The sequence below is a fragment of the Aporhodopirellula rubra genome (genome assembly GCF_014192335.1).
In the GTDB taxonomy this organism is placed as follows: Bacteria; Planctomycetota; Planctomycetia; order Pirellulales; family Pirellulaceae; genus Rhodopirellula; species Rhodopirellula rubra.
On the sequence record NZ_JACHXU010000004.1, the window covers coordinates 208,230 to 232,407 of the forward strand.

20 protein-coding genes and 1 pseudogene are annotated in these 24,178 nt (G+C 55.2%); 10 read left to right on the forward strand and 11 right to left on the reverse strand.

The window, feature by feature from the left end:
* Positions 1 to 6: 6 nt before the first annotated feature.
* The 3 genes from FHS27_RS07360 to FHS27_RS07370 form a co-directional block, all read right to left on the reverse strand.
* The gene (locus FHS27_RS07360) at positions 7 to 1,152 is read right to left on the reverse strand and encodes a DUF1559 domain-containing protein (RefSeq protein WP_184303636.1); all 1,146 of its coding nucleotides are present in this window, start codon (positions 1,150 to 1,152) and stop codon (positions 7 to 9) included.
* Between the two features lie 432 nt (positions 1,153 to 1,584).
* Entirely contained in the window at positions 1,585 to 2,985 is a 1,401-nt protein-coding gene (locus tag FHS27_RS07365) for a FecR family protein (protein WP_184303638.1), read from the reverse strand.
* Between the two features lie 6 nt (positions 2,986 to 2,991).
* Positions 2,992 to 3,519, reverse strand: coding sequence for a sigma-70 family RNA polymerase sigma factor (locus FHS27_RS07370; RefSeq protein ID WP_184303640.1), 528 nt, complete (start codon positions 3,517 to 3,519; stop codon positions 2,992 to 2,994).
* Positions 3,520 to 3,829: 310 nt separating this feature from the next.
* Between FHS27_RS07370 and FHS27_RS07375 the strand changes: the two genes are divergently transcribed.
* Positions 3,830 to 4,912 (forward strand): alpha/beta hydrolase, encoded by a 1,083-nt coding sequence (locus FHS27_RS07375; RefSeq protein WP_246419241.1) that lies wholly within the window; start codon positions 3,830 to 3,832, stop codon positions 4,910 to 4,912.
* A 167-nt stretch (positions 4,913 to 5,079) separates the two neighbouring features.
* Here FHS27_RS07375 and FHS27_RS07380 read toward each other — a convergent pair whose 3' ends face one another.
* Positions 5,080 to 5,700 (reverse strand): HD domain-containing protein, encoded by a 621-nt coding sequence (locus tag FHS27_RS07380; RefSeq protein ID WP_184303642.1) that lies wholly within the window; start codon positions 5,698 to 5,700, stop codon positions 5,080 to 5,082.
* A 247-nt stretch (positions 5,701 to 5,947) separates the two neighbouring features.
* Here FHS27_RS07380 and FHS27_RS07385 point away from each other — a divergent pair, with 247 nt between their 5' ends.
* A complete protein-coding gene (locus FHS27_RS07385) occupies positions 5,948 to 6,706 on the forward strand; it encodes a hypothetical protein (RefSeq protein WP_184303644.1) in 759 nt (252 codons plus the stop codon).
* Between the two features lie 8 nt (positions 6,707 to 6,714).
* On the opposite strand, the gene FHS27_RS07390 is transcribed toward FHS27_RS07385, so the two are convergent.
* Both FHS27_RS07390 and FHS27_RS07395 read right to left on the reverse strand, forming a co-directional pair.
* The gene (locus FHS27_RS07390) at positions 6,715 to 8,103 is read right to left on the reverse strand and encodes a sulfatase-like hydrolase/transferase (RefSeq protein ID WP_184303646.1); all 1,389 of its coding nucleotides are present in this window, start codon (positions 8,101 to 8,103) and stop codon (positions 6,715 to 6,717) included.
* A gap of 117 nt (positions 8,104 to 8,220) precedes the next feature.
* On the reverse strand, positions 8,221 to 9,699 hold the full coding sequence (locus FHS27_RS07395; protein WP_184303648.1) for a sulfatase: 1,479 nt from the start codon (positions 9,697 to 9,699) through the stop codon (positions 8,221 to 8,223).
* A 344-nt stretch (positions 9,700 to 10,043) separates the two neighbouring features.
* Here FHS27_RS07395 and FHS27_RS07400 point away from each other — a divergent pair, with 344 nt between their 5' ends.
* Positions 10,044 to 11,201 (forward strand): glycoside hydrolase family 117 protein, encoded by a 1,158-nt coding sequence (locus tag FHS27_RS07400; protein WP_184303650.1) that lies wholly within the window; start codon positions 10,044 to 10,046, stop codon positions 11,199 to 11,201.
* A gap of 112 nt (positions 11,202 to 11,313) precedes the next feature.
* Here FHS27_RS07400 and FHS27_RS07405 read toward each other — a convergent pair whose 3' ends face one another.
* The gene (locus FHS27_RS07405) at positions 11,314 to 11,652 is read right to left on the reverse strand and encodes a zinc ribbon domain-containing protein YjdM (RefSeq protein ID WP_184303652.1); all 339 of its coding nucleotides are present in this window, start codon (positions 11,650 to 11,652) and stop codon (positions 11,314 to 11,316) included.
* A gap of 356 nt (positions 11,653 to 12,008) precedes the next feature.
* Here FHS27_RS07405 and FHS27_RS07410 point away from each other — a divergent pair.
* Positions 12,009 to 12,396: pseudogene (locus tag FHS27_RS07410) on the forward strand (CoA-binding protein).
* A gap of 144 nt (positions 12,397 to 12,540) precedes the next feature.
* On the opposite strand, the gene FHS27_RS07415 reads toward FHS27_RS07410, so the two are convergent.
* Positions 12,541 to 13,044: a HEAT repeat domain-containing protein gene (locus tag FHS27_RS07415; protein ID WP_184303654.1), complete on the reverse strand. Its 504-nt coding sequence runs from the start codon at positions 13,042 to 13,044 to the stop codon at positions 12,541 to 12,543.
* Between the two features lie 279 nt (positions 13,045 to 13,323).
* Between FHS27_RS07415 and FHS27_RS07420 the strand changes: the two genes are divergently transcribed.
* The 4 genes from FHS27_RS07420 to FHS27_RS07435 all read left to right on the forward strand — a co-directional run bounded on the left by FHS27_RS07420 (position 13,324) and on the right by FHS27_RS07435 (position 17,120).
* Positions 13,324 to 13,698 (forward strand): SpoIIAA family protein, encoded by a 375-nt coding sequence (locus FHS27_RS07420; RefSeq protein ID WP_184303657.1) that lies wholly within the window; start codon positions 13,324 to 13,326, stop codon positions 13,696 to 13,698.
* A gap of 461 nt (positions 13,699 to 14,159) precedes the next feature.
* Entirely contained in the window at positions 14,160 to 14,900 is a 741-nt protein-coding gene (locus tag FHS27_RS07425; protein WP_184303659.1) for a proteasome-type protease, read from the forward strand.
* A complete protein-coding gene (locus FHS27_RS07430; RefSeq protein ID WP_184303661.1) occupies positions 14,897 to 15,727 on the forward strand; it encodes a transglutaminase-like domain-containing protein in 831 nt (276 codons plus the stop codon). The genes FHS27_RS07425 and FHS27_RS07430 overlap by 4 nt, the downstream gene beginning before the upstream one ends.
* 313 nt (positions 15,728 to 16,040) lie before the next feature.
* A complete protein-coding gene (locus FHS27_RS07435; RefSeq protein WP_184303663.1) occupies positions 16,041 to 17,120 on the forward strand; it encodes an NADH:flavin oxidoreductase/NADH oxidase in 1,080 nt (359 codons plus the stop codon).
* Positions 17,121 to 17,324: 204 nt separating this feature from the next.
* On the opposite strand, the gene FHS27_RS07440 is transcribed toward FHS27_RS07435, so the two are convergent.
* The 3 genes from FHS27_RS07440 to ahr form a co-directional block, all read right to left on the reverse strand.
* Positions 17,325 to 17,519: a hypothetical protein gene (locus FHS27_RS07440; RefSeq protein WP_184303665.1), complete on the reverse strand. Its 195-nt coding sequence runs from the start codon at positions 17,517 to 17,519 to the stop codon at positions 17,325 to 17,327.
* A gap of 296 nt (positions 17,520 to 17,815) precedes the next feature.
* Positions 17,816 to 19,075, reverse strand: coding sequence for a DUF1559 domain-containing protein (locus FHS27_RS07445; protein ID WP_184303667.1), 1,260 nt, complete (start codon positions 19,073 to 19,075; stop codon positions 17,816 to 17,818).
* 742 nt (positions 19,076 to 19,817) lie between these two features.
* Positions 19,818 to 20,828 carry an NADPH-dependent aldehyde reductase Ahr gene (gene ahr / locus FHS27_RS07450; protein WP_184303670.1) on the reverse strand — a complete coding sequence of 337 codons (1,011 nt, stop codon included), beginning with the start codon at positions 20,826 to 20,828 and terminating at the stop codon, positions 19,818 to 19,820.
* 406 nt (positions 20,829 to 21,234) lie between these two features.
* Here ahr and FHS27_RS07455 point away from each other — a divergent pair, with 406 nt between their 5' ends.
* Together FHS27_RS07455 and FHS27_RS07460 are read left to right on the forward strand one after the other, a co-directional pair.
* Positions 21,235 to 22,857 carry a cyclic peptide export ABC transporter gene (locus FHS27_RS07455; protein WP_009095865.1) on the forward strand — a complete coding sequence of 541 codons (1,623 nt, stop codon included), beginning with the start codon at positions 21,235 to 21,237 and terminating at the stop codon, positions 22,855 to 22,857.
* Entirely contained in the window at positions 22,854 to 24,116 is a 1,263-nt protein-coding gene (locus tag FHS27_RS07460) for an efflux RND transporter periplasmic adaptor subunit (protein ID WP_184303672.1), read from the forward strand. Before FHS27_RS07455 ends, FHS27_RS07460 begins: the two co-directional genes overlap by 4 nt.
* Positions 24,117 to 24,178: the final 62 nt, after the last annotated feature.

The window sequence follows — 24,178 nt, forward strand, 5'->3', positions numbered from 1 at the left end:
CAGCGATTAAAACTCGACCTGAATCGTTTCCTTGCAACTCTTTGTCCCCAGTGCCCCCCACAGCCCATACGGACTGGCGTAGCCGGGCTTCGGATTGCGGGAACCGACCGGCACGGCCGACTGATCACCCGCCTCGATTGAGTCAGTGATAAACTTAACCGCACCATCGCCCATCAGGATATGACAACCACCCTGGTGACGACTCGCTGCCGGGCAACTGGCCTGCCTGTCGACATTCCGCCCGACACAAGGACCATTAGGCGGAGCCACTGTTGTGAAGCCGGTATCGAAGCACCGACCCAACGCCCAGTTCGCGCCGCGTCGTTGATCGTTGTTCACGTTCGCTCGGCTCAGATCCCAGTAGAGCGGACGCTCTGTATCCAACAAACCATTCCAGTGATTCGGGCCGTAATGAGTCACGCTCGAGTCACGGTGCATCGAAGAGTGCTTTTCGCCCGTTCCGTTGCCGACCACAATCTCGCCGCACATGATTGTGTTCGAGAGACCATCAAGAACGTCGCGGAACTTACCCGTGTGACGGACAAAAAACATACTGCGATCAAACTGCTTCAGGAACGCTTCGTTCCACGTGTTCCCCGTCGACGTATCCGACACACCATTCCCACCGACACCGCCGTAGTGGTTTTCGTGAATGGAATCCCCCATGCAAGCAGCATAGTTAGTGAAAGCGGTCTCGGTGCCGATCTTGACCGTAGGGTCACTCGGGCAGCGAAGCCCGGGAACCTGCGTCAACCACGGAACGTAGTCCACGTCGACCGGCGTCGGGCCCATCGAGGGATAAACAGGGGAGATCGGAGCGCCGGAACGATCCTTTCCATATGGATTGGAGATTGTCTCCCACAACGCCTGTTGCTCCATAAATGGCAGGGTCGCTGGAATCCAACTCAGGTTATTGCCGTTATCCGGACCGACACCGCCCGAAAAGGTACCACCCATCTGCTTTGGCAGACGGTTGTAGGCACTGTGATAGTTGTGAATCGCCAATCCGATTTGCTTGAAATTGTTACTGCAACTCATACGTCGCGCCGCCTCTCGAGCTGCCTGCACCGCTGGCAACAAAAGCCCAACCAGGACGCCAATGATTGCGATCACAACAAGCAATTCGACAAGCGTAAATGCTTTCCGTTTCATGAAAATCTCTCGGTAAGTGAAATGATGCTAGATGAAGCCTTTCTCACGCTTCTAAAAAGCCAACCTCACCTTGAACCAAAATCTATCGACAGAAAACAGCATTTCTTCAAATTAAACATGCCTTAGCGGCGGACAGGACCGCCATAGCACGCTAACCCACGCAAACCCGCAGCACACTACAGAAGACCTGCACCCCAGAACGACCGCGAAACACCGGGGCACACATCCCCAACGGCGACCAACAAAAGACGCAACGGCGAGCCACACCACAGACACAAACGCCCATAGACAAAGAGGCCCGAAGCCCCAAACGCTTGAAGCCCCACAGGCAAGAACGAGCTGAACACCGAAAGAAAAAGGCGCCCGAAGAGCAAGCCGACGATGCCCGGCCCCCGGGAGAACCGGAGAGCCCGACAACAAGAAACCTGAAAACTAGATCGCGTCGATCTCGCGCGTCGACACCCCAGAAAGCGGGACCGCGACGATCCCGTACATCGACATGAACTCACCGATTTGCGGCAATCCACCAAAGGTGACCGTGCCGATGCCCGCGAGCTTCCGCTTCCATACAGAGAAGCGGTAGTCGATCGAATTGCCTGCACCCACGGACGTTCGACGCGGATCCTCGGGATGGCCGGGACGCTCGCCCTCGTCCATCCCAACGGACAACTCCGTCTCGACAAAACCATCCACCAACCACGCCGGCGGATTCACACGTGCGTCTAACAAGACATAAACATCCGACGCTCGCGCCAATGTGACCGTAATCTCAATTTCCCTGACCGTCTTGTCGTCATTGAACGGCAAAATGTAATCCGCTCCCAACAATTCTTTCGGCAACCCATCTCGCCCGAGCCCGTTCCACTGGTGAACACGATCGACGTAGGCAGGCTGATCCTCCCCGAAACCTTCATTGACGATTCGGTAGTACCCCATCTCGTCACTCGATCGGATATTGTCTCGCACCGAGGTAATCGCCGGACCGTCGGAACTGAGCACTCGCTTTGAAACCTCAAATGAATCCGGCTTCACAACCAGCATTCGAGACATCGCGCCGTTGCTGGTCACCGAGACAGCTCGCCCGATAGACAATTTTCGCTGCTCGTCACGCGAAAGCACCTCGACCTTCCCCTCAAACACGGCAACATCCGTGCCGCCGTTGGGATCAACCGCGACACCGAACCGCGTCCCGTGATCAACGATCTCAGCATCGCCCGTATGAACGCGAAACCCCTCAGCTCCCTTAGGAACATTGGCCGTCATTCGCCCGAAGCCCAACCGACAATACATCGGATTGTCGACGACAAAATTGCCTGGCCCCGCAACGGTCAGCTTCACACCACTGCTGAGCGAAACCTCATACTCACCCTCATCAATATCGACTCGCGTCCGCTCATTAACGTTAACGAACTCAGGGGGACTCGAACCATCGGTAACGCGATGCATCCTGCCCACGACCGCGAGATTCGCCTGCAGTGACGGAGAATCGAAACCGCCGCCTCTCCACAACTCAACGCCCGCCACCGCGACCGCGATCGACGCTGCGATCGCCAGTACCCTTCGCATCGACAGGCGACGACTGACCCGAGACGACTCCAGAGAAACCACGCCCGCACCAACCTCTTCGGGCGCTTCGGAGATCGCAACCAATTGGCTGATCATAAACGAATGCGCGACAACGTAATCCAAGACCTCGGGCGACGAAGAAATCAAATCGCTCATCTCGGCTCGCTGCTGCGGCGTAGCCAGACCGTCACAACACGCGTCACAGAGGGCCCGCACCTCGGGATCGTCGAGCAAATGCCCCGGCACTTTACGTTCAGATTGGCTCATTTCTAATCACATTTCCGCAAGAGACTTGTCGACGCATTGATGAAGAACCTTGCGTATCCGCTGGAGCTTCAAATAAAGATTCTGGGCATTGATCCCGATTGCCTCGGCAATCTCTTTGATCTTCTGGGTCCCCGAATAACACCGACGAACCAAATCCTGCTGCTCCTCTGGAAGCTTTTTGACACATCTTTCCAGAGCAACCATCCGTTCGTTTAGGTCGGCAGACATCTCACACGTTCGAGTCTGAATCGAATCGAGCGCCTCGTCGCTGTAAATTTCTTTGCGACGACTTCGCTGCGACATGAATTTAACGACCTCGAATCTTGCGATTTGCAACGCCCACGCCAAAAATTTATCCTCGTGTTCGTAGCTAGGCCATTTCTTCCACAACACCAAACAAACTCGCTGGAAGATCTCATCGGCGTCCGCCCAACTCGGCGATATCGACACGACAAACCCAAAGATTCGCCGCTGATTGGCCGTGAACAACGCCACAAAATCCTCCTGGGCTAACTGCGGTTCTTGATGATCCATGCCTTGAAATACTCACCGTTTCAATTCACGAGGGCGGACCGACCCAGCCACTCGAGCAATCCACCCGAAAGGACAGAACGGACGCAACTACGGAATCGGCCAAATGCAGAAACGACGCAGCGAGACCTTGCGAGCTAACCCGTCGAAAACTCCTAATCTATCAAACAAAATCCCTTTTTTCCGGAAAGAGTCTCCTCGAACGCACTTTCTTGTGCCAACCAGCCCACAATCCGCCAAATCTTTCCGATCCGATCAACTAAGATTTCGACCTGCCCTTTTTCTGTCAGCTCAATCCCACCCCAATCAAATCATGATCTCAATCACTCGTCGCATCGACCACTTCCTCTCGCGTTCTCACACCATTTGCACGGCGACTCTTGTCGCAACGCTGCTGGTTGCCGCAACACCCACGAACGGACAAAGCCTTGAAAATGCCAGCGGCAAAATCGGCAGCGGCGATTTTGTCGTGGGACCGGAATACAGCATCGATCCGGACTTGACCGATCGAGGAAACCCAAAAGGCAAATCGTTTGAGTTCAAAATGCGTCTAGCGGACAGCAAGATCTTCCGCGGCGATGACCTGACTCTCGACCCCAAGAAGAAAGTCCGCACTCATCGACGCATCTTTGTGTATGTCCCGGCCGAGTATCGTGACGGCACGCCGGCCCCGTTCGTGGTCATGCATGACGGGCCCAACCGGATGGATCTCGTTCGCAACGCACTGGACAACTTGACCATTGCTGACGATCCCGCCCGGCGTCTTCCCGCCTTCGTCGTCATCGCGGTAGAAAACGGAGGCGACGACAGCTACGGCAGCCAGCGTGGCCTCGAATACGACACGATGTCAGACCGATTGGCACGATTCATTCACGAGGAAGTCCTGCCCGCCATCGCAAACCATGCAGACATCAAAAAAACGTTTCCCAAATTCGCTCTCACGCAGGATCCCTGGGGACGGGCTGCCATGGGCTGCAGCAGCGGAGGCGCCGCCGCGTTGACGATGGGTTGGTTCCGTCCCGATCTTTTCCGCCGACTGATCACCTATTCGGGAACGTTCGTTGACCAACAAGATCACGATGCACCGGAGGAAGCAGACTACCCGCTCGGCGCATGGGAATATCATTCCGGCATGAAGCTGATCGAAAACAGCGAGAAAAAGCCGTTGCGGATTTTCACCCACGTCGCCGAAAACGATCTTCGCCACCAAGACAGTGAAGAAACCTATCACAATTGGGTGATGGCGAATCGACGCACGGCAGCAGCGTTAAAGGCAAAAGGATACGACTATCGATTCGTCTTCAGCCGCGCCAGCAAACACTGCGAACGCAAAGTGTTCGAAGCCACCCTCGCCGACACGCTGGTGTGGATGTGGCAAGACTACGAGCCGAAATAGGGCCGCACGATTCACACTCGAGTGAAGCCCAAGACTTCGGCCGATGACAGCGGAGCAATCAAGCGAAGGGTAAAGCCGGGCGGTTCACGCCATATGATTATAGCCATCGCGGAAGAACGCAGGACGTTTCGTTCGAGCAACTCCCCTCGCGGTCGGTAGAGCAATTACTAACGACTGCCGCCGCATTCGTTCAAGAAGTGATCGAGGAATTGACGCATGAACTCCTCTCGCTCGACGGCCATTCGTCGCGCCGCATCGGTGTTCATCAACGCTTTTAGTTTGAACAACTTCTCGTGAAAGTGGCCGACCCCGGTTTTTGCATCATCCTCACCGGGTAGATAGAACGGTTGGCCGAATGCGGCGCCGTATTCGATCGTCCTCACGATCCCGATTGCTCCAAGGGCATCGAGACGATCCGCGTCCTGCACTACTTTTCCTTCGAGCGACAGTTCACTCGAATCGATTCCTTTTCGGAACGAAATGTTATCGACAATATGGGCGACGTGATCAATCAAAGCTGACTCCGCCCCCAGATCACCGAGAATTTCGCGGGCGAACTCGGCACTCCGCTCGACCCCATCATGAAACTTGGCATCGCCCACATCGTGCAGCAACGCCGCCAATTCCACAATTTTCAAATCGCCTCCGGCTTCCGCCTGAATCGCGCGAGCGGATTTCAAGACCCGCAGCACATGGTCCATTCCATGCCCTGCGGCCTGACCACTCATCCGCTGGCGAACGACGACTTCGGCACGGTCAACCAAACGATCGTTCGTCAAGACATCCATTTCAAGGTCCCTTTCCGGAGAGTAATTTCTAACAGAGAGGCGAGTTCTCTGGGACACAAACTCGGATGAGCCACGCATCCGATCGGGCCGAATTGTGAGGCACACCGCGTTAATCGTCAATCAAACCTCGCACACAATCGTCTTTTCCCAAAATAGCGCGCAACACGGCCACACCTGGAGGCACTGATAACAAGAGTTCTCAACCGAAACCCACGTTCAATTACGAATCCAGTTCAAGAGTCCCCAAATGAGCAATGACAGTCGAATAAAAAAACCGCTGCTTTATGGACTCATCGGATCGGTCTTGTTCGGTGCCATACTGGGGATCGCCATTATCGTGCGGGATACGTGGGGTTGGTTTGAAATCCACGTCATGATTTCAACCATTGTCGTCGCGGTCACGAGCCTCTGCGGTCTCGCGTGCGACATGTCACGCGAACCTTTCGGTCGAAACGTATTGCCAAAATCGGGTACTGTTCTGTCGGGCGTCTCCGCGGCACTTCTCTTGGTCGGCATTTGGGGCGATATCGAGGGTGAACTGTTTTGGCGATTGACGCTCTGCTCGTCGATCATCGCCGTTGCGATCGTTCACGTCTGCCTTCTTTCGGTCGCAAAACTCGCCAAACGCTTTCGGTGGATTCACTTCGTCAGCAGCCAGGTCATTCTCGGGTTCGCGTTACTACTGTGCTCGGTGATTATTGGCGAAATCGATTCAGCGGCCGTGTGGCGATTAATCGCCGCCATCTCAATCGTGATCGCCGCGTTCAGCTTGACGATACCGATCCTGCACCGGATCAGCAAAATGGATCACCATCGCGACGACCTGATGTCACCCATCGAACAACGCAACCTTGTTTCCATCAACGCTGAAATTGCCAAACTCCAACGTCGAATCGGCGAACTGGAACAGGTGAAAGCGTTGCTCGTCGAACAATCCGGCGAATCCTCATCGCAACAACAACCGCATTCCTTCCGGCACACAGCACCGGCTCGAACACCTCGATAGGACCCGCACTATTTTTCGCCCCGCGATGCGGCGTCGACGGCAGCCTGTCGCCGACCTTCTTCTTTACCGATATTCGCGCCATGTGGATCGCCCCATTTTGGCTCCACTAATCCCGCATCCCACTCCTTGTAGATCGCAACCATTCGTTCCACTTTCTCAGGTTGTTGTTCCGCCAGATCGTTTCGCTCCCACGGATCGTTTGCGAGGTCAAATAACAGATGCTTTCCCTTGTAAATGCTGTAAACCAATTTGTCGTTGCCATGACGAACCGCGTAGCCATAGCGATCATCTCCGGCTGCGTATCGCCAGTACAACGTTTCGTGAGGAGCCGTTTGGGTGCCCTCATTCAGGTACGGCAAAAGACTCACGCCATCGAGTTCGAGATCTTCAGGGACTGCGACACGGGCAGCATCCAAGATCGTCGGAAAGAGATCCAAGGCGCTGATCGGTAGTGAGTAACGGCGTCCGCCGGCTAACTTCGCAGGCCATGTGACCGTAAAGGGGACACGAATCCCGCCCTCAAACAACATTCCCTTGTGGCCACGGTAGGGAAAATTCACTGCGTGGTCCGCACGTCCGCCGTTATCACTGAAAAAGACAATCAACGTGTTGTCATAGAGGTCGTGTTTTTTGAGCTCGCTGACGACACGGCCAATTCCCTCATCCATCGCCGCGACCATTGCACCATAAACGGCGCGTTCTCCGTATTCGATATGCTCGGTTTTCTTCAAGTGCTCGCGTGTGACATGATCGGGACCGTGCGGTGCGTTATATGCGAGATACACAAAGAAAGGATCGGCCTGATTGCGTTGAATAAACTCGACCGCCTCAGACGAAAAATCGTCGGTAAGGTAGCTCAACTCGGACTTGGGCACGATCTCGCCATTTCGCATCACGCCTTTGCGTTTGCCTGCGTCACCCCAATAGCTCATGCCACCGCCGGGGAATCCGAACCAATCTTGAAAACCACGACGTGTCGGCCAAAAAGACGGTGCGTCACCGAGATGCCATTTACCAATCGCACCGGTGCGATATCCGTTTTCAACGAGCACGTCGGATATCAATGTTTCACTCAGTGGCAACCCCGCGACGTCGTCTTCGCCGTAGGCACCTGGGTTGCATTCATGCCCGAAACGCTGTTGATATCGCCCGCTCAACAGCCCCGCACGACTGGGACTGCAGTAAGAATGTGACCCGTATCCAGCCTCAAAAATCACCCCGTCTGCTGCCAGAGCATCAAGATGAGGCGTCGGTATTTCTTTGCAGCCGTTGAAGCCGACGTCACTAAAACCAAGGTCGTCGGCGACGATCAATACGACGTTGGCACGTTCCCCGGCATCGGTTGCCCCGTGACAGAGGGCGGCAAAAAGAAATACGAATGCGAAACGGTTAATCATGAGAGATTCAATTCGGAGGACGACGCGTGCCAAACGTGTTGTGCGTCGAGTGAGTAGTGAGCTTCGTCAACTGCCCATTGCAGGTGAACTTCCATCATCTGATTGAAATAGCGTGTATCAAAGTCGAGCCGGATTCACCGGCACGCTCGGAATGTCTCCGGAGGCCTTCGCTCGCAATCGAGGACGCAACTCCTCGATCACCTCGCGAGCACGACTGTCGGGATCGAAGGCCAAGTTATCAAACTCGTTGGGGTCATTTTGGTGGTCGTATAGCTCGACGCCATACTTACCGTTCGCCCACTCCGTATAGCGATACCGCTCGGTGCGAATGCTGCACCCCATAACGGGTTCGGGCAAGCGATCATCGGCGGGGCGCAAAATTTGGGTTACCGCGTCTCTGTCCCAGCGAGCAGCGGAATCGTTAATCAAAGGACGAAGGCTCCGGCCCGCGAGGTCAGGCGGCGACTCAATTTTGGCTAGGTCCGTTAGCGTCGGATAGATGTCAACGAACTCAACAATCCGCTGACAATTTCCACGTGCGGATTGTCCCGGCACGCGAATGATTAAAGGGGCACGAGACGCCTGCTCGAAGAGTGTCCGTTTTTGCCAGATCCCACCATGTTCGCCCAAGTGATACCCATGATCACTCCAGAAAACAACGATCGTTTTGTTCTCCAATTCCAAAGACGTCAACGCGTCGAGTAGTCGACCGACCTGCGCATCGACGAATGACACGCATGCGTAATACGCCTGCGTCGCCCGAAGCAGCGTGTCTTGATCGAGTCCATAGTTGGGCATGGGGCAGTTGTGTGCGAACGCCGCGGTGGGAATATCGTCGCGATCATCGCTCGGTGCGTCAGGCAAACGTAATGATTCAAGTGGATACCATTCAAAATACTCCTTCGGCGCGACATACGGAGTGTGAGGGCGGAAGAAACCAACGCCGAGAAAAAACGGCTCCCCCCTCTTCTCTCGCATGATCTTGATCGCCTCGGTCGCGATCATGCCATCGGTCTGCTCTTCGTCGCTCCCGTCGGCGGCCAGCCAACTCAACGCACCGCTGATTTTCCGGTGTGGTTCAGCGTTGAAAACAAGTGCCTCGTCGTCTTTATCGCGCCCCCTCGGATTGACCGTTCGGTTCCACGACGCGGGATCGTCGAAGCCATCCGTTCCGATCGACGCCGGAACGTTGTAATGAAATATCTTTCCCACTCGAGCAGCAAAATAACCTGCCCGTTGAAACGACTGAGATAGCGTCACAACGTCGGGGAGCTCGTCACGAAAATGTCGATCGAGATCATAGACTTTGATCGTATCCGGACGCAGCCCCGTCATCACTGACGCACGTGTCGGGTTGCAAAGCGGCAATTGGTTGTAGGCATGCTGGAAACAAGTCCCCATGGATGCCAACCGATCAATGTTCGGGGTCCTCGCCGTGGGATCACCATAGCAGCCCAACGCGCTAGCCAGATCATCTACCGCGATGAAAAGAACGTTCGGCTGCTCGCGTTTGAGCCCCTCATTGGCATCAACCGACGCAGACGACAAAACGGCGAGACAGACACCGAGAAGGCTAATCGTTAGGCAAGGTCGCATGATGTCCGCGTCGATCCTCTGGTGTCACTCTCGATAGATCACGTTTCAATTGGCAGTGGAGGGAACGTCGTCGCGAGCAAGACTATAGACCTTTAGCCGCAAACGAACATTCCAATGTTACGGTGATTTGAAACGCCAATGTACTTATACTGGAGAACGTCAACACAGATTGTATCGTTTTTGCATCAGTTCGTTGCACGCCGCAGTCGAACCGAAGCAACCCGATCTTGCTGTGTTCTCAACTCTTTTAAAATGCGACCGGCAATTCAGTTCGAATAACATCTTTTATTGACCGAACGTCCCATCGCCATGGCAGCATCTCCCCACGACACGAATCGATCGCAATGAGAACCAAGCACCCATTCATCTTCCTGGCGTCGATCATGACATTGAGCGGCCTGTCAGACGTTGCATTGCCTGACGCGTCCGCAGAAAACCGCGCCGCCGAGAGTGCCGCACAGGAGCGTTTCCGCGTGCAGTATCACTCCCAGTGGAGCGACACGCCGCCGGCGAATGCAACGATCGCAATCGAATATTCCGCCGCAGAAGGCCTCGGTCGAGAAGTCGGCATCATCCGTCGCGACCCCACCGATATTATCAAGATGGGTGACACCTATTTCCTTTGGTACACACGCAGCGCGGGCGGCCCCTTGCGAGTGGGCGTCCCCAACGCCACCGATACCCTTCGCGCCTATCCGTGGGATCTCGGTGACATCTGGTTAGCGACGTCGAAGGATGGAATCCAGTGGCAAGAACAAGGGCCCGCGGTCGTACGCGGCGAACCGGGAACGTACGACGCACGCAGCGTTTTCACTCCCAACATTCTTGTTTCCAAAGGCAAGTACTATCTGTTCTACCAAACGGCACCCAACCTCGACGATCCAGATCCAGGCGATTTCAAGTGGACCAAGATCGGAATGTCGTGGGCAGACTCACCTTACGGCCCATGGCACCGAGCCCCCGCCCCCGTTCTCTCACACGGTGATTATGAAAAAGGTGAATGGGACGCCTTGGTCGCTCATGACCCGAGCGTGATCGAACGCGATGGACGCTATTTCCTGTACTACAAAAGTCGATACCACCGAGGTCCCGACCAACGTTTTGCCGAGGGCGATCTTAAAGACTGGGTAGCCAAAGGCGGCATTCCGATCGGATGGGGCGTCGCGGTCGCGAACAATCCCAAGGGACCTTACGTGAAATCGGAATTAAACCCGGTCATCATCGGCGGGCACGAGTGCATTGTGTGGCCCCATCAAACCGGCGTCTGCGCGTTGGTCACTCAAGGACCGGAGAAGAACACGATCCAGTATGCCGCCGACGCAATCAACTTCGCCCCGATCGGCACCGTCAAGGAAGCCCCGATTGCGGCCGGACTTTTTCGCACCGACTTCTCAGACACGGACGATTCCTCTGAACTCGATTGGGGTATCTCACACGTCGTCACGGGAACCGATTGGCATCACTTGCGTCGGTTCGAGTTCACCGAACCGCTAAACAGATAAGCGTGCACGAATAAGATCGGAAAGATATCGACGTCGGCTCGTCTATGCGTCTGGAGTAACGGAATTTCTGTCTCCACCAACTCCTTGGCGGCTCAGTCAATCCGCGATGCGTTTAGCTCTTTCGGACGAACTCTGATTTGAGCGACATGGCTCCGATGCCGTCGATCTTGCAGTCAATGTCATGATCTCCATCGACGATGCGAATGTTCTTCACCTTCGTGCCAACCTTGACCACCGTCGTCGACCCTTTGACTTTCAAGTCTTTGATGACAACCACGGTGTCGCCACTCTCCAAAACGTTGCCGTTGGAATCGCGTGTGGCATCATCTTCGGCGGCAGCGGCAGCTTCCTTGGGCGACCACTCGTGAGCACAACTGGGACAAACCAGCAGAATGCCGTCTTCGTAGGTAAACTCGGAATCGCATTCGGGGCAGTTAGGCAGCTGGCTCATCAAACTCTCGCAAAGGTGATTCGTGATGGGTGATCAGCAAAAATTGTCGTCACTTCAGTTGGCGTGACTAGGGGATGAAACCCAAGTCACGACTCACACTTCGGATGTGAACAACAACATGCCGTGAACACACGAATAAGGTTCCGGGATAGCGAACGTGCCAGGACGAGTTCCGTTCGTTCAGCGGCACGCGAAAAGATGACCACTTTGCGACTCGACAATACTACGACTCGACAACACTCCTGCTTATGAAGAATCGCGATCGTGAACATTGGCACTCCACCACCTCAATACAATGCCAACAGATGTAGTCTCGTGAAGCATCTCTGTTACCGACTTTTCACCGACGATGAAGCATGAATCCGATTGACTCTTTTCTCGCAGCCAAGACATACGCTGTCGCAGGCGATTCGGCTCGCCAACACAAATATGGGAACAAGGTGTTTCGTGGCCTCGTCGCAACAGGCCGGGAAACGTTTCCGCTCAACCCAGTCGCCGAACAGATCGAAGGGCATACGGCCTACCCGCGGATCGCGGATCTGCCCGTCGTCCCGAATCGTTGTCAGTCATCACACCGCCGCAGGTAACGAGGCAGGTTGTTGCAGATGCAATCGAAGTGGGCGTCAGAATACTTGGATGCAACCGGGAGCAGAGGACGAAGAGGCGAGCCGATTGGCCCGCGAGGCCGGCATCAACGTGATCGATGACGGAGCCTGCGTGTTGGTGCTCTTAGCGCGCCGATGATCCACCGGCGACCTCAACGAAACGATCCAACCCAATCCACTCCCGTCGATCCATAGGACGATGACACTGACCACGTGTCCTTGCTCAGCACACGTGTTGAACCAAGCAAGCCTGAGAGGAACCGCGGCATCGGCGACGAGGTCTCTATCCCTTCACAACGCCAACCTTCAATTCCTGCAACGCTTTGTACGCGGCAATCGGTGCAGACATCTTGGGCTCGAATCCCTCTAACGCCAACATGACCTTTTTGATGATAGCGTCGTGCTTGCCGATCTTGCGAAACTCTTTCAACGAATGATGGGCAACCTTGCAATACTCTAACGAATCGCAATCTCTCGTGATCCCGCTGAGTACGGCCATCAATCCAGGGTCACCGAGACTGGCGACGCCTTCGGCCGCCAACCATGCGACCTCGTCATCGTCATCGGTCATTGCATGGACCAACGGCAACGCAGCAACGGGGTCCCCGATCTCGGCGAGTGCTTTGGCCGCTTCCCATCGAACCCGTTTGCGAGGGTCAACGAGTTCACTAATGAGTGCGTGCACAACTTCGTGCCCGCGGGACGCGACCAGTTTCTTGCGAGCACGCTCGCGGACAACTCCATCTTCGGACGCAAGTTCGTGCAGGGATGTTTCGGTCGTGTTCATGACATGCCGCCAGCGTTGGGGGTGCGGGTGGGAAACAGTTGCAGACAACGCAACTATCAGGCCGTTGCCTTGGACCATTCCCTCGTTTTAAGCCCCATCTCTCACGAAAGCGAATCGTTTATCAGTCACACAGGCCATCCAAAGTGAATGCCAAAGATAAAAAATCTCCCAAAAATTTATGATTGGTCGATCGACGAAACTCACCCCCAACAATCGCACACAATGTGCAACAATGCCGAAGTGTCACACCTTCCGCACACTTCACAAGGAACATCGACGATGTCATTCACAATCACCGAACACGACAACGGCAAGGTCATCGAAATCGCAATCTCGGGCAAACTCACAAGCGAGGCCTATGAGGCATTTCTGCCGGCGATCGAATCCAAGATTGATGAATTTGGAAAGGTAAGAATGCTTGTCGTTCTGCATGACTTCCACGGATGGGATGCGGGAGCCCTTTGGGAAGACATCAAATTCGATTGGAAACATCATTCTCACATCGAGCGACTTGCGATCGTGGGAGAGTCGAATTGGGAGAAAGGAATGTCGGTCTTCTGCAAACCGTTCACGTCCGCAACGATTCAATACTTCGACGTCGCTGACGTGGACAAAGCGCGAGCATGGGTCACCGACGTCGGGGCGACCGGGTAACAGATCTGCGGACCGCAAAACGACAGGCAACACCGCCTCTCACGAACACCCCCGCCCCTGTTCACGGCCAGCGGGCGTGTCGCACGCAAATAGCGTAATTCGACCGTCGACGAGGTACTGCGTCTGAGCCCCCGTCGACCGCCCGCCGCTCAAACTGGTCGCTGATCGAGCAACCGGAGTCTCCTTTGCGTCAAAACAACCGCCGCCACATTCGACCCCCACACCAATAATCGACGTTCAACGCGCGGATGCCGCGTATTTGAGACTGGCTGAAGCAACGGCACATTTTGTTTTCGAAACATCTCACGCAATGGCGCACCGTGTGCTTTAGGGGGTGATCGCGATGACGATTCGTCTCGTGATCAAACAACCGTGATGGAAGACTCGATGTCAATCGAAGGCGGCTTTCTCACTGTGGTTTCATTTTTTGACAATGATTAATCCACCTTTTGAGATTCGTTATGACATTTTGCGTCGGCATTAAGGTTGCCGAAGGAATCGTTGCCCTCGCAGACACCCGAATCGTCAAAGGCAGCGAGCAAGTCAACAAACAAAAGCTCGCCGAATTCCAACACGCAGGTCAGTCGTTATTCACCATGACCAGCGGGCTGCGATCGGTACGTGACAAAACAATCACGTACGTTGACGAAACGCTCCGCAATGAGGAAAGCACGCGAGACCGCCTTTATCAATTCGCCAATTTATTCGGTGAACAACTTCGACGCGTCAAAACCGAAGACGGCCCGTCGCTCGCCGCCACGAACCATTCTTTCAATCTTCATGCGATTATTGGCGGACGTTTGATGGCCGACGATAGCCCGCAACTGTTTTACGTTTACCCGGAGGGCAATTGGGTCGAGGCCGCAGTTGATTCGCCGTACTTCATGATCGGTCGCACGTACTACGGGAAACCGATCTTGGATCGCTTACTACGATTCGAAACGCCGTTGTCCTCCGCAGTCGCTCTCGCGTTCCTGGCATTCGACGCGACTCGCACGAGCGTCACCGACGTGGACTACCCGATCGACCTCGCCGTCTTAGCCAACCACGAATCAACACCACGTTTCCAACGATTTGCCGAAACAGAACTCTCATCGGTTTCATCGCAATGGACGCAAGCTCTTACCGAATCTCTCGCCAATCTGCCGATGCAGTGGGCGTCAGAACTCATTCAAACTCCAACCTATTCAAACGGAACATGACTCAAATCAATATCGGAAGCACACTCCAATATGATGTGCGACAAACGACAATTTTCCTCTTCAAAATCGCGGCAGGCTGGTCATCGCACCAACGCGTGCTCAGCGAGCAGCTAAACTTCACGCCCAATCTCGATGTCGAAAATTGCCAGGTCGGCGTTGAAGGCAATCGATTGCACCGGGTAATCGTGGAGCCGTGCCAGTTCTCGGTTGATTACCAAGCTACCGTTGAGATCACTCACGAGATCGATCGGCCGGATAGTGTCGGAGAATCACGGCCCGCTGATATGCCCGCGGAAGTGCTGACCTACATGAACCCGAGCCGGTACTGCGAAAGCGATCTGCTCGGACGGTTTGCGTTTGAAGAATTCGGGAATATTGAACGAGGATTTACCCGAGTACAAGCGATCTGCGATTGGGTCTATGAACACTTGGACTACACGCCCGGGAGCACGAACGCGACCACCACCGCAGCCGATGTGTTGTTGCAACGCACCGGCGTCTGCAGAGACTACGCTCACCTGACGATCACGCTATGTCGCGGCGTGGGCATTCCGGCTCGATATGTTTCCGGCTACGCGGTTGATCTTCAACCGCCAGACTACCATGGTTTCGTCGAGGCTTTCTTGGATGGTCAGTGGTACCTGTTCGATCCGACACGTTTGGCGTCGACGGTCGGGCTGGTTCGTATCGGCATCGGTCGCGACGCAGCAGACGTGGCTTTCTCCACCGTCACCGGATCAGCGGTGATGACGCAAAAGAATGTTTGGGCTAACTTCGCCGATGCACAGCCCAATGTGAATCAAGTCTCAGCGGTCTCGATTTCCTGACGCGCGAGCCAATCTTGACATGCCGGGATGATGGAGTCGTGATCGGACGCACTCTTTCACCCGGCCATTCGCGTGGTCGGTCGGCTTCCGTTTCACATTCGTGAAGTCAGATAAGGCATGCTCGTGCCATGGTCAGTCACTCCACGCTGCTCTGAACCCGCACGCCGTGCGGAGCGGCAACGAGTGCAACCGACGCGCACTGACATTGCCTCGTCAGAGGTTTAACCGGCCTCCCGTTAGGTCGCCAGCGCTGGCAACAATCCGACCCTAATCATCACCAAAACACTTTTCCCGCAAACAAGATCAAACTCGTATGAGCAAGCTGTTCGAACCGCTGACCCTCAAAGATGTCACGATGCGAAACCGGATAGCCGTTTCGCCAATGTGTCAGTACTCCTCCAACGACGGGATGCCCAACGACTGGCATTTCGTGCACCTCGGGTCACGAGCGGTCGGAGGTGCCGGGTTGGTGGTCGTCGAAGCGACAGCGGTTTCGCCCGATGGCCGAATCAGTCCCGCCGACAGCGGCATCTACACCGACGATCACGTCGAACCGTTTGCCAGAATCACTGGGTTCATGGAACAACACGGTGCGGTTTCCGGAATCCAACTCGCCCACGCAGGTCGTAAAGCGAGCGTCCATAAACCCTGGGAAGGCGACGACTCAATCAGCGAATCGCAGGGCGGGTGGGAAACGATCGCACCGTCGGCAATCGCATTCGGCGAGAACATTACCAAGGTCCCTCGCCAGATGTCCATCGAAGACATCAAACGGGTTCAATCCGACTTTGTCGCCTCGACGAAACGTGCTCTCGCCGCGGGCTTTCGATTTCTCGAGATTCACTTCGCGCACGGCTACTTGGCTCATGAGTTCTACTCGCCGTTGTCGAACCAACGCGAGGACGAGTACGGCGGTTGTTTCGAGAATCGAATCCGATTTTTGATGGAAACGTTCACTGCCGTCCGAAACGTTTGGCCAGAAAATCTGCCGTTGGCTGCGAGACTGTCCGTGACCGATTGGATCGACGGAGGGGTCACGGTCGAGGAATCGATTGAGCTAGTACGACGGTTGAAAGACGCCGGACTCGACATGCTCGACGTCAGCCATGGTTTCGTGACTCCCGGTGTCGACGCAGTCCCATGGTCACCGGGAATGATGCTGCCACACGCTGAGCGAATCGGCCGCGAAGCCGAAATTGCAACGACAACCAGTTGGCTGATCACTGAACCTGAACAAGCGGAAGAAGCTGTGTCTTCCGGCCAGGTCGACATGGTGATGTTGGCGAGAGAATTGCTGCGTGACCCCTATTGGCCCTATCACGCGGCAAAAGCACTCCGTGACGACGTGGCCAAGGACATTCTCCCGGTGCAATACGCAAGGGCAGTTCAATAGGTCACATCACCGCGAGAGGACTCGCAGTCGGATGCCCCCGAAGCAATGCATTCTTGTGTAATCACATTTGAACCGATATCGCCACATTCGCGTCGACTCAAAGTTCAGCATTTCTAATGATGAAGAGTCCGTTCACAGACTCTCGATTCGCCAGAATTCAGTCCCTCAAAGTCTGGCGATATTGTCTTCGTTTTTAGTTAACGTCTAGCTTTTGGGATCCGCCGAGTATGCAGCCTCGGCCTCTTCGTAGCCCGCCGCCGCAGCTTTCTCGGACTCTTCGACCATTTGTCGATACTGTTCGATCTCGGAAAGAGATGCCCCTTCGGCAACGTTTGTTGGTTGGGATTCGCCACAACCGACAACCAATGCCAACCCTATTAGGATGAATAGCTTTTTCACTTTAAATTTCCGTACACCGATGAAATGGATTACACGTTTTAAGTCACACGTTGCTGTTGCCCGCCCGACGATGAAGCCGTTTGGATTGGGACTTGACTCGAACGGGCAACCGCGTTCGACCCCAGAAAGACCGGCCAAGCAACTGCGTTTGCCGGTCGCAATTTAAAAAATCGGGAGGCGAGGACACAGAAAGTACACGAAGTACTTTCTGCGTTCACCTCTAGATTCGAGTGGGGGAAGAGTGATGACAAGATCGCTTTTAATGAAGCGGTGCTTCATAACTTCCCCAACATCGACTAGATCTCTTGGTCGATAACCTCTTTGGCCGCACGACTACCCAACGCACCCCACAAACCCATCTTGCTCTTTCCACCAGGATTGAGCCATTTGTTGATCAACCACTCTGGACGAGTCGTGGCGGTATTCGCGGCACCGCTCTCGATTGAATCAGTGATGAATTTCACGGCACCGTCAGCCATTAACACGTGCACCCCACCTTGGTGTCGGCTCGATGCACTCCACCATCCGTCGCCGCCGGCATTGAAGCCCGTGCAGACAGCACTGTTAGGCGGGTTGGCGGTGAAGAAACCAGAGAAGCACTGGTTGTAGTGTGCCCAACGATAACCGCGTCCGTCGGTGGCACCGACCTTTGCGTAAGACGAAACCCAGAACTGAGGACGAGTCGCATCGATCTCAGGTTCGCAACGGTTCTTAACCGGTGGGATGTCGCGAATCGAACTCCAACCGGAGCCTTCGGATTGATGGCTCAAGGCGATGGTTCGGTTGTCGCTGTCACCCAGGTCCGTGGCGATTTCACCGGCCGCGATCGTGTTGGCAAGACCGTCCAAGATGTCACGGAATCGGGTCTTGTTGACGCCGCGAAAAACACCACGCTGCGAAGCACGGCACTCTTCGACGAGGTTCGCCTTGTGTTCCCAGACACCGCCGACGCGTTGCAGATCGCCTTCGGCACGGTCACAGCAGTCACCCAAACATGCGGCGTAGTTGGTACGACCGAGTGAAGGCAGCCCTTTCCCTGGATCGCTCGGGCAACGAAGAGTTGGAATTTCAGTTGCCCACGGGTAGTAGGCAATATCTTCCGGCGTCGGGCCCATCGCGGGGAACGGTGCGCCGGCTGCCCGACGTGCCTGGACCGAACCACTCGGGTTCGGCGCCGGTGGCGAATTGCCGAGCGTGTCTTCGTTCATCGGGTTGGAGATCTGTTCCCAGATCGCTTGCTGTTCCATGAAAGGGGTCAAACCGACGAGGAAGCTGAGCTTACTCATGTTCGACACCTCCGAAGGACGCCACTGGTTCGCAGTGGTGTTGTCGATCGTACCACCACCATGAACGGGCAATTGGTTGTATGCGGAGTGGTAATTATGGATGGCCAGACCAATCTGTTTGAAGTTGTTACTACAACTCATCCGACGTGCGGCTTCACGTGCAGCTTGAACAGCGGGAAGTAACAATCCGACGAGAACACCAATAATGGCGATAACAACGAGCAGCTCAACAAGAGTGAACGCCCGTCGCCTAAGAGAAAAATGGTTCATGCGACTACCTTTTTTGAGAAGGAGGTGAGAACGGGGCCAAAAACAACACTACAAGCACCTAACGGCTTGTTAACAACTGACACCATACCGAAATCCATCGAGTCTTGTTAACTCAAATCCCACGCTTTGACCATTTTCGATAATATTTTCTCCATCCCTTGCCCAATAGATCTATACATTCAAGCAAAATCGCCGCTTAACGCGATATTCGAAGACTAATCCGAAGCAAAACGGGCACGAAACCTGCTGAGCGTGGAACCGGCGCTGGTACCGGAAGCGGCACTGCCACGGGAGAAACGAGTCAATCATTTGCGGACCGCGCCGCTGGTACACATACCGACCGCAATCGCGGCGGTGAGTCTCGGCCCCTCGCCCAGGCAGCTCGCAAAGAGACGAGCGAGTGCGGATTCAAACCGGAAAGGGGACAGCGGGCGAATGCTGCCATGTCCGACGCCGATACTGGATTCTTAATAGAACAAAGGCGTGCGCGACGGCACCAACCTCGCTGCAGCACCCGCATCGAGTACGAAGGAGGATTGCCTCGCAGTTTGTACCTGACGGTGTTCAGCGCGAATTCCTTGCGTTTGGTTTCCGCACCTTCACAATGCGGTGTCTTTCCGCGCCGTTTGGCCAGCAGAATTTCTAAAGCGATACTCTTCGCCGCATATCGCTCCACCTGCGGCCGGAACCGACCGCGAAGGCACTGAATCTTAACGCGTCAATTGATAACGTTGGTTGCCGATCAAACTTCTCGAGTGAGTACCAAACGGTAACGAGGCGATCCGTTTCGAAGCTTCTCGAATGCTTCGTTGATTTTCGACATCGGGTAAACCTCCGTCATCGGCCGAATATCATGACGGGCGACAAAGTCGAACATCGTTCGGGTTGCCGCGATGCTGCCCGTCGGCGAGGACGAAAGCGACTTTTGCCCCATGATCATCGGGAACACCGTTGCCTCGATTTTCGGCGCTGCCCCCACCGTGTGCAGTTTGCCGTGGGGCGCCAACGCCGCGATGTACGCGTCCCATGGCAACTCAGCGTCGGTGGTGTTGAGAATCAAATCGAAATGACCGGCAACGGACTCGAGTGCACCGTCCTCTCCGGTCGCGAGAAAATGATCCGCGCCGAGCTTTCTTGCCTCCTCCTCTTTCGATCGACTACGCGAAATTGCGGTCACCTCGCACCCCCAAGCATCACAAAACTGCAACGCCATGTGCCCCAGTCCTCCAATCCCCACGATTCCGACCTTCGACGTCGGCGAGAGATTGTATTGCAGCAGCGGATTGAACACGGTCAGCCCGCCACAGAGTAACGGTCCGGCCGAAACCGCATCCACGCCTTCAGGCACCTTAGTCGCCCAACCCCAGTGACAACGGACTCGATCGGCAAATCCGCCGTGTTGATGTGTGATCGTTCCTTCGGCGGATGGACAGAGATTGTGATCACCCGACATGCACTGATTGCAGTGCATGCAACTGCGGCTAGTCCATCCCAATCCCACGCGGTCGCCGAGTTGCAGGTGAGGAACATTGTCCCCCATCGCAGCGACACGCCCGATCACTTCGTGCCCACCGACAAATGGGTACTGCGTTAACTGCCATTCGTTGTCCAGCATGGACAGGTCACTGTGACAGATTCCGCAGGATTCGACTTCGATTTCGACGTCATGGGTTTGCAATTCACCTGGATCGTATTCGTACGGTTCAAAGGGACCACCTGATTTGTGTGCGGCGTAGGCTTGGATTTTTTGCATCGCGGGCTCCGGTTGTTTGATTAGCAATGCGGCATTGTTATCGACTGTCTAGCCGTCCCCACCGAACACGGTTTCCTTGGCCCCGGATACTCACGCAGAAATCCCCGCCGCGACGGTCGAACGACCGCCCAAGATCGACACGATCTGCCGGAGCTTCCTCTTAACGGAGCAACGCCCACCGTTTTTCTCGCAGCTCGCCGCCATGTTCCGGCCCCCGGCACTCCCCCCCTCGACGCGACTCTCCCCCATCTCCCCCATCCTTCCACGTCAAATCAAGGACTGGCCTTGGTTTAGTCGAGTGGGTTTTGCTACACGTCCACACGGGCTAGTCGTCAATTCGACACGCCAGATCCCAAACTATCTCGAGAGAGCCAACCAAGTGAATTCCACGAGGGAATAGACGTCCATGAATCTCTTTTTCCTCATGCTTCGATCATCGTGGAAGGCGAGCCTCGCTTCGGTGGTGCTCGGCGGTGCCAGCGGTCTCGCGACGTTGGCATTGATTACGCTGATTCACAAATCGTTTTCCAACGAGGGAATGCAGTCAACGGTATTACCTGCATTGTTTGTCGCTGCATGCGTGGCCGTGTTGGTACTGCAGATCCTTTCGAAATGCATTTTGACGCGATTGTCCCAGTCAACTGCTGCCCGTTTGCAATTCGAATTGTGCAACAGGATCATGGCGGCACCACTGCCCGAACTCGAATCGGTCGGCCCTCACCGGCTGCTGGGAACCTTGCAAGGCGACGTCGGTGCCATCACCGGGGCCCTGTCCAATTTCCCATCCGTCTGCGCCAGCGCGATGGTTTTGGTCAGCGGAATCGGTTATCTCGCGAACCTTTCGATCCCGCTGGCGTTTTGCACGGTGTTCATGGCATCGATCGCCGTCGCCAGTTATCTCGCCGGGGTTCACTGGGCGAACTATCACCTTCGACGCGCTCGTGAAGACCGAGACGAAGTCACCAAACAACTTCAAGCGATGGTGTTTGGCATCAAGGAGCTCAAAGCAAACAATCGTCGGTGCATCGACTTCATCTATGAAGTCCTTTTGCCCGCCGACACGGCCATGCGACAGCGTTTGATCAAGGGCACCGACATTCTCGGTGGCGCCCATACCTGGGGACGATTGTCGCTGTTCATTGGCATCGGACTACTGATCTTCGTTTGGCCACGGATGTGGACCGTCACGCCAGAAACATTGATGGGCTACACGCTGACCATCATCTATCTGACGAGTCCGTTGGACAACATCCTCGGTTGGTTACCGGCTCTGAATCACGCGGCGATTTCGCTCAACAAGATCAACGCACTCGGGCTCATGATCGACCCCGCCAAGGCGCCCGTGGTCAACTCCGCCGACACGGGATTCCGTAGCATCGAAATGCGAGACATCTCGTATTCGTATCAATCGCCGATCGAAGGTGAGACCGGCTTTCATTTGGGACCGATCGACATGCAGATCCGTCCTGGCGAAGCGTTATTCATCGTCGGAGGCAACGGGTGTGGGAAAACCACACTTGCCAAGATTCTCACCGGCCTTTATCCGGCACACTCGGGTGAAATTCTTGTCGACCGACACGTGATCGATAACGCGTCGATGGGAGATTACCGGCAACTCTTCTCGACCGTGTTTGTCGAAGGACATTTGTTCGATCGCTTGCTCGGCAACGACCTGAACCCGATGTTGCTGCGACACTGGGCCCACCGCCTGGGGATAGAAGACAAGGTTGATTTCGAAACCGGCCAACTGAAAACCTACAAACTATCCCGCGGTCAACACAAACGTCTCGCGATGCTGGTCGCATGCATGGACCAACGCCCCGTGTTCGTTTTTGACGAATGGGCCGCCGAACAAGACCCGACGTTCAAGGAAATTTTCTACCGCGAGATCGTGCCGGAATTGAAACAGAAGGGACGTGCCGTCGTGGCGATCACTCACGACGACCGGTACTTCTTTGCGGCTGACCGTGTGGTGAAGATTGTCGACGGGAAAGTCGAAACCACGACCAACGAAAGAATGGTAGCATGAGCGGAAACCGCCCCAAGCAAACTCTTTGGATTCGCCTCGCTCTCGGCTCTGTGGCGGTGTTCTGCCTCTGCATCGCCTTCATCGCGATCCGCCTCGTCAGCAGCAGCTCCGACCTCCCCGAGTTGCGAACCGTCAACGCGGAACAACGCGATCTTGTGATTACAGTGGGAACAACCGGAACGATCGAACCGGAAGAAGTCATGCAGGTCGGTCCCGACGTTGCAGGCAAGATCGTTGAGTTCGGAAAAGATATCTATCACCCCGAGAAACCGATCGGAGTGGGATCACGAGTCCGAAAAGGGACACTGCTTTTTAAACTAGATGCGGAACAATACGAGATCGGCTTGCAAAAGGCGGAGGCAGCCTATCGGCTAGCACAAGCTGATATCTCGCGACTCCAGGCTCAACTCCAGCAAGCCCGCCGAACGCTCGAACGAGCCGACCGTCTGCGATCCACCAACGCCCAAAGTGACTACGACGAAATCGTAACAGCCAACGAAATGGCGGTTGCTCAACTGGCCGTCGGCCAAGCCAAACTCGATCAAGTGGCCGCCGAGGTGCACCACACTCGCGTCAGCCTCACAAAAACAACCGTTCGATCGCCGATCGATGGCGTCGTGATCGATCGCCGGGCGAACCTCGGACAGTATGTCAATGTCGGTCACCCCGGTCTGTTTTTGCTCGCCAAAGATCTCGATCAAATGCGAATCCGTGCGTCGGTGAGCGAGAGTGACATCGGCAAAGTCCAACTCGGTCAACCGGCGACTTTCACCGTCGATGCCTACCGTGATCGAGTGATGACGGGACGCGTCGAAGAGATCCTCCTTAACGCCCGAATGCACGGAAACTTCGTCACCTATGATGTCATCGTGGGGATCGACGATACCAATGTCGAGTTGCTGCCGCACATGACCACCGACGTGGAATTCGAAATCATTCGCCGCAACCAAGCTTGGCTGGTTCCGACGGGTGCCCTTCAGTGGTGGCCCAAAAAAGAACAAATGGAAAAAGCCGTTCCCCAAAACGCACTGGCCAGCGACGACAACGCCGAAGGCCCCGGTGAAGGCGACACCGCGTACATCTGGGTCCCCGGAGAAAACGGCAAAGTACGCCCCCTGCAAGTTCGCGTGGGGATTGATGACGGCGTGCAAACCGAAGTGGTTGGCAACGGTTTTGCCGACGACATGCCCGTTGTCGTTGGCGTCGTGAACCGAACCACGCTTGCTCGAATTGTCCCCACCGCCAAAACGCTCCGTTAGTCCAAACAGATCGCTTCGGCGAGATCCACCCATCCAATAACGGAACCCCAACCAGGAGCCAT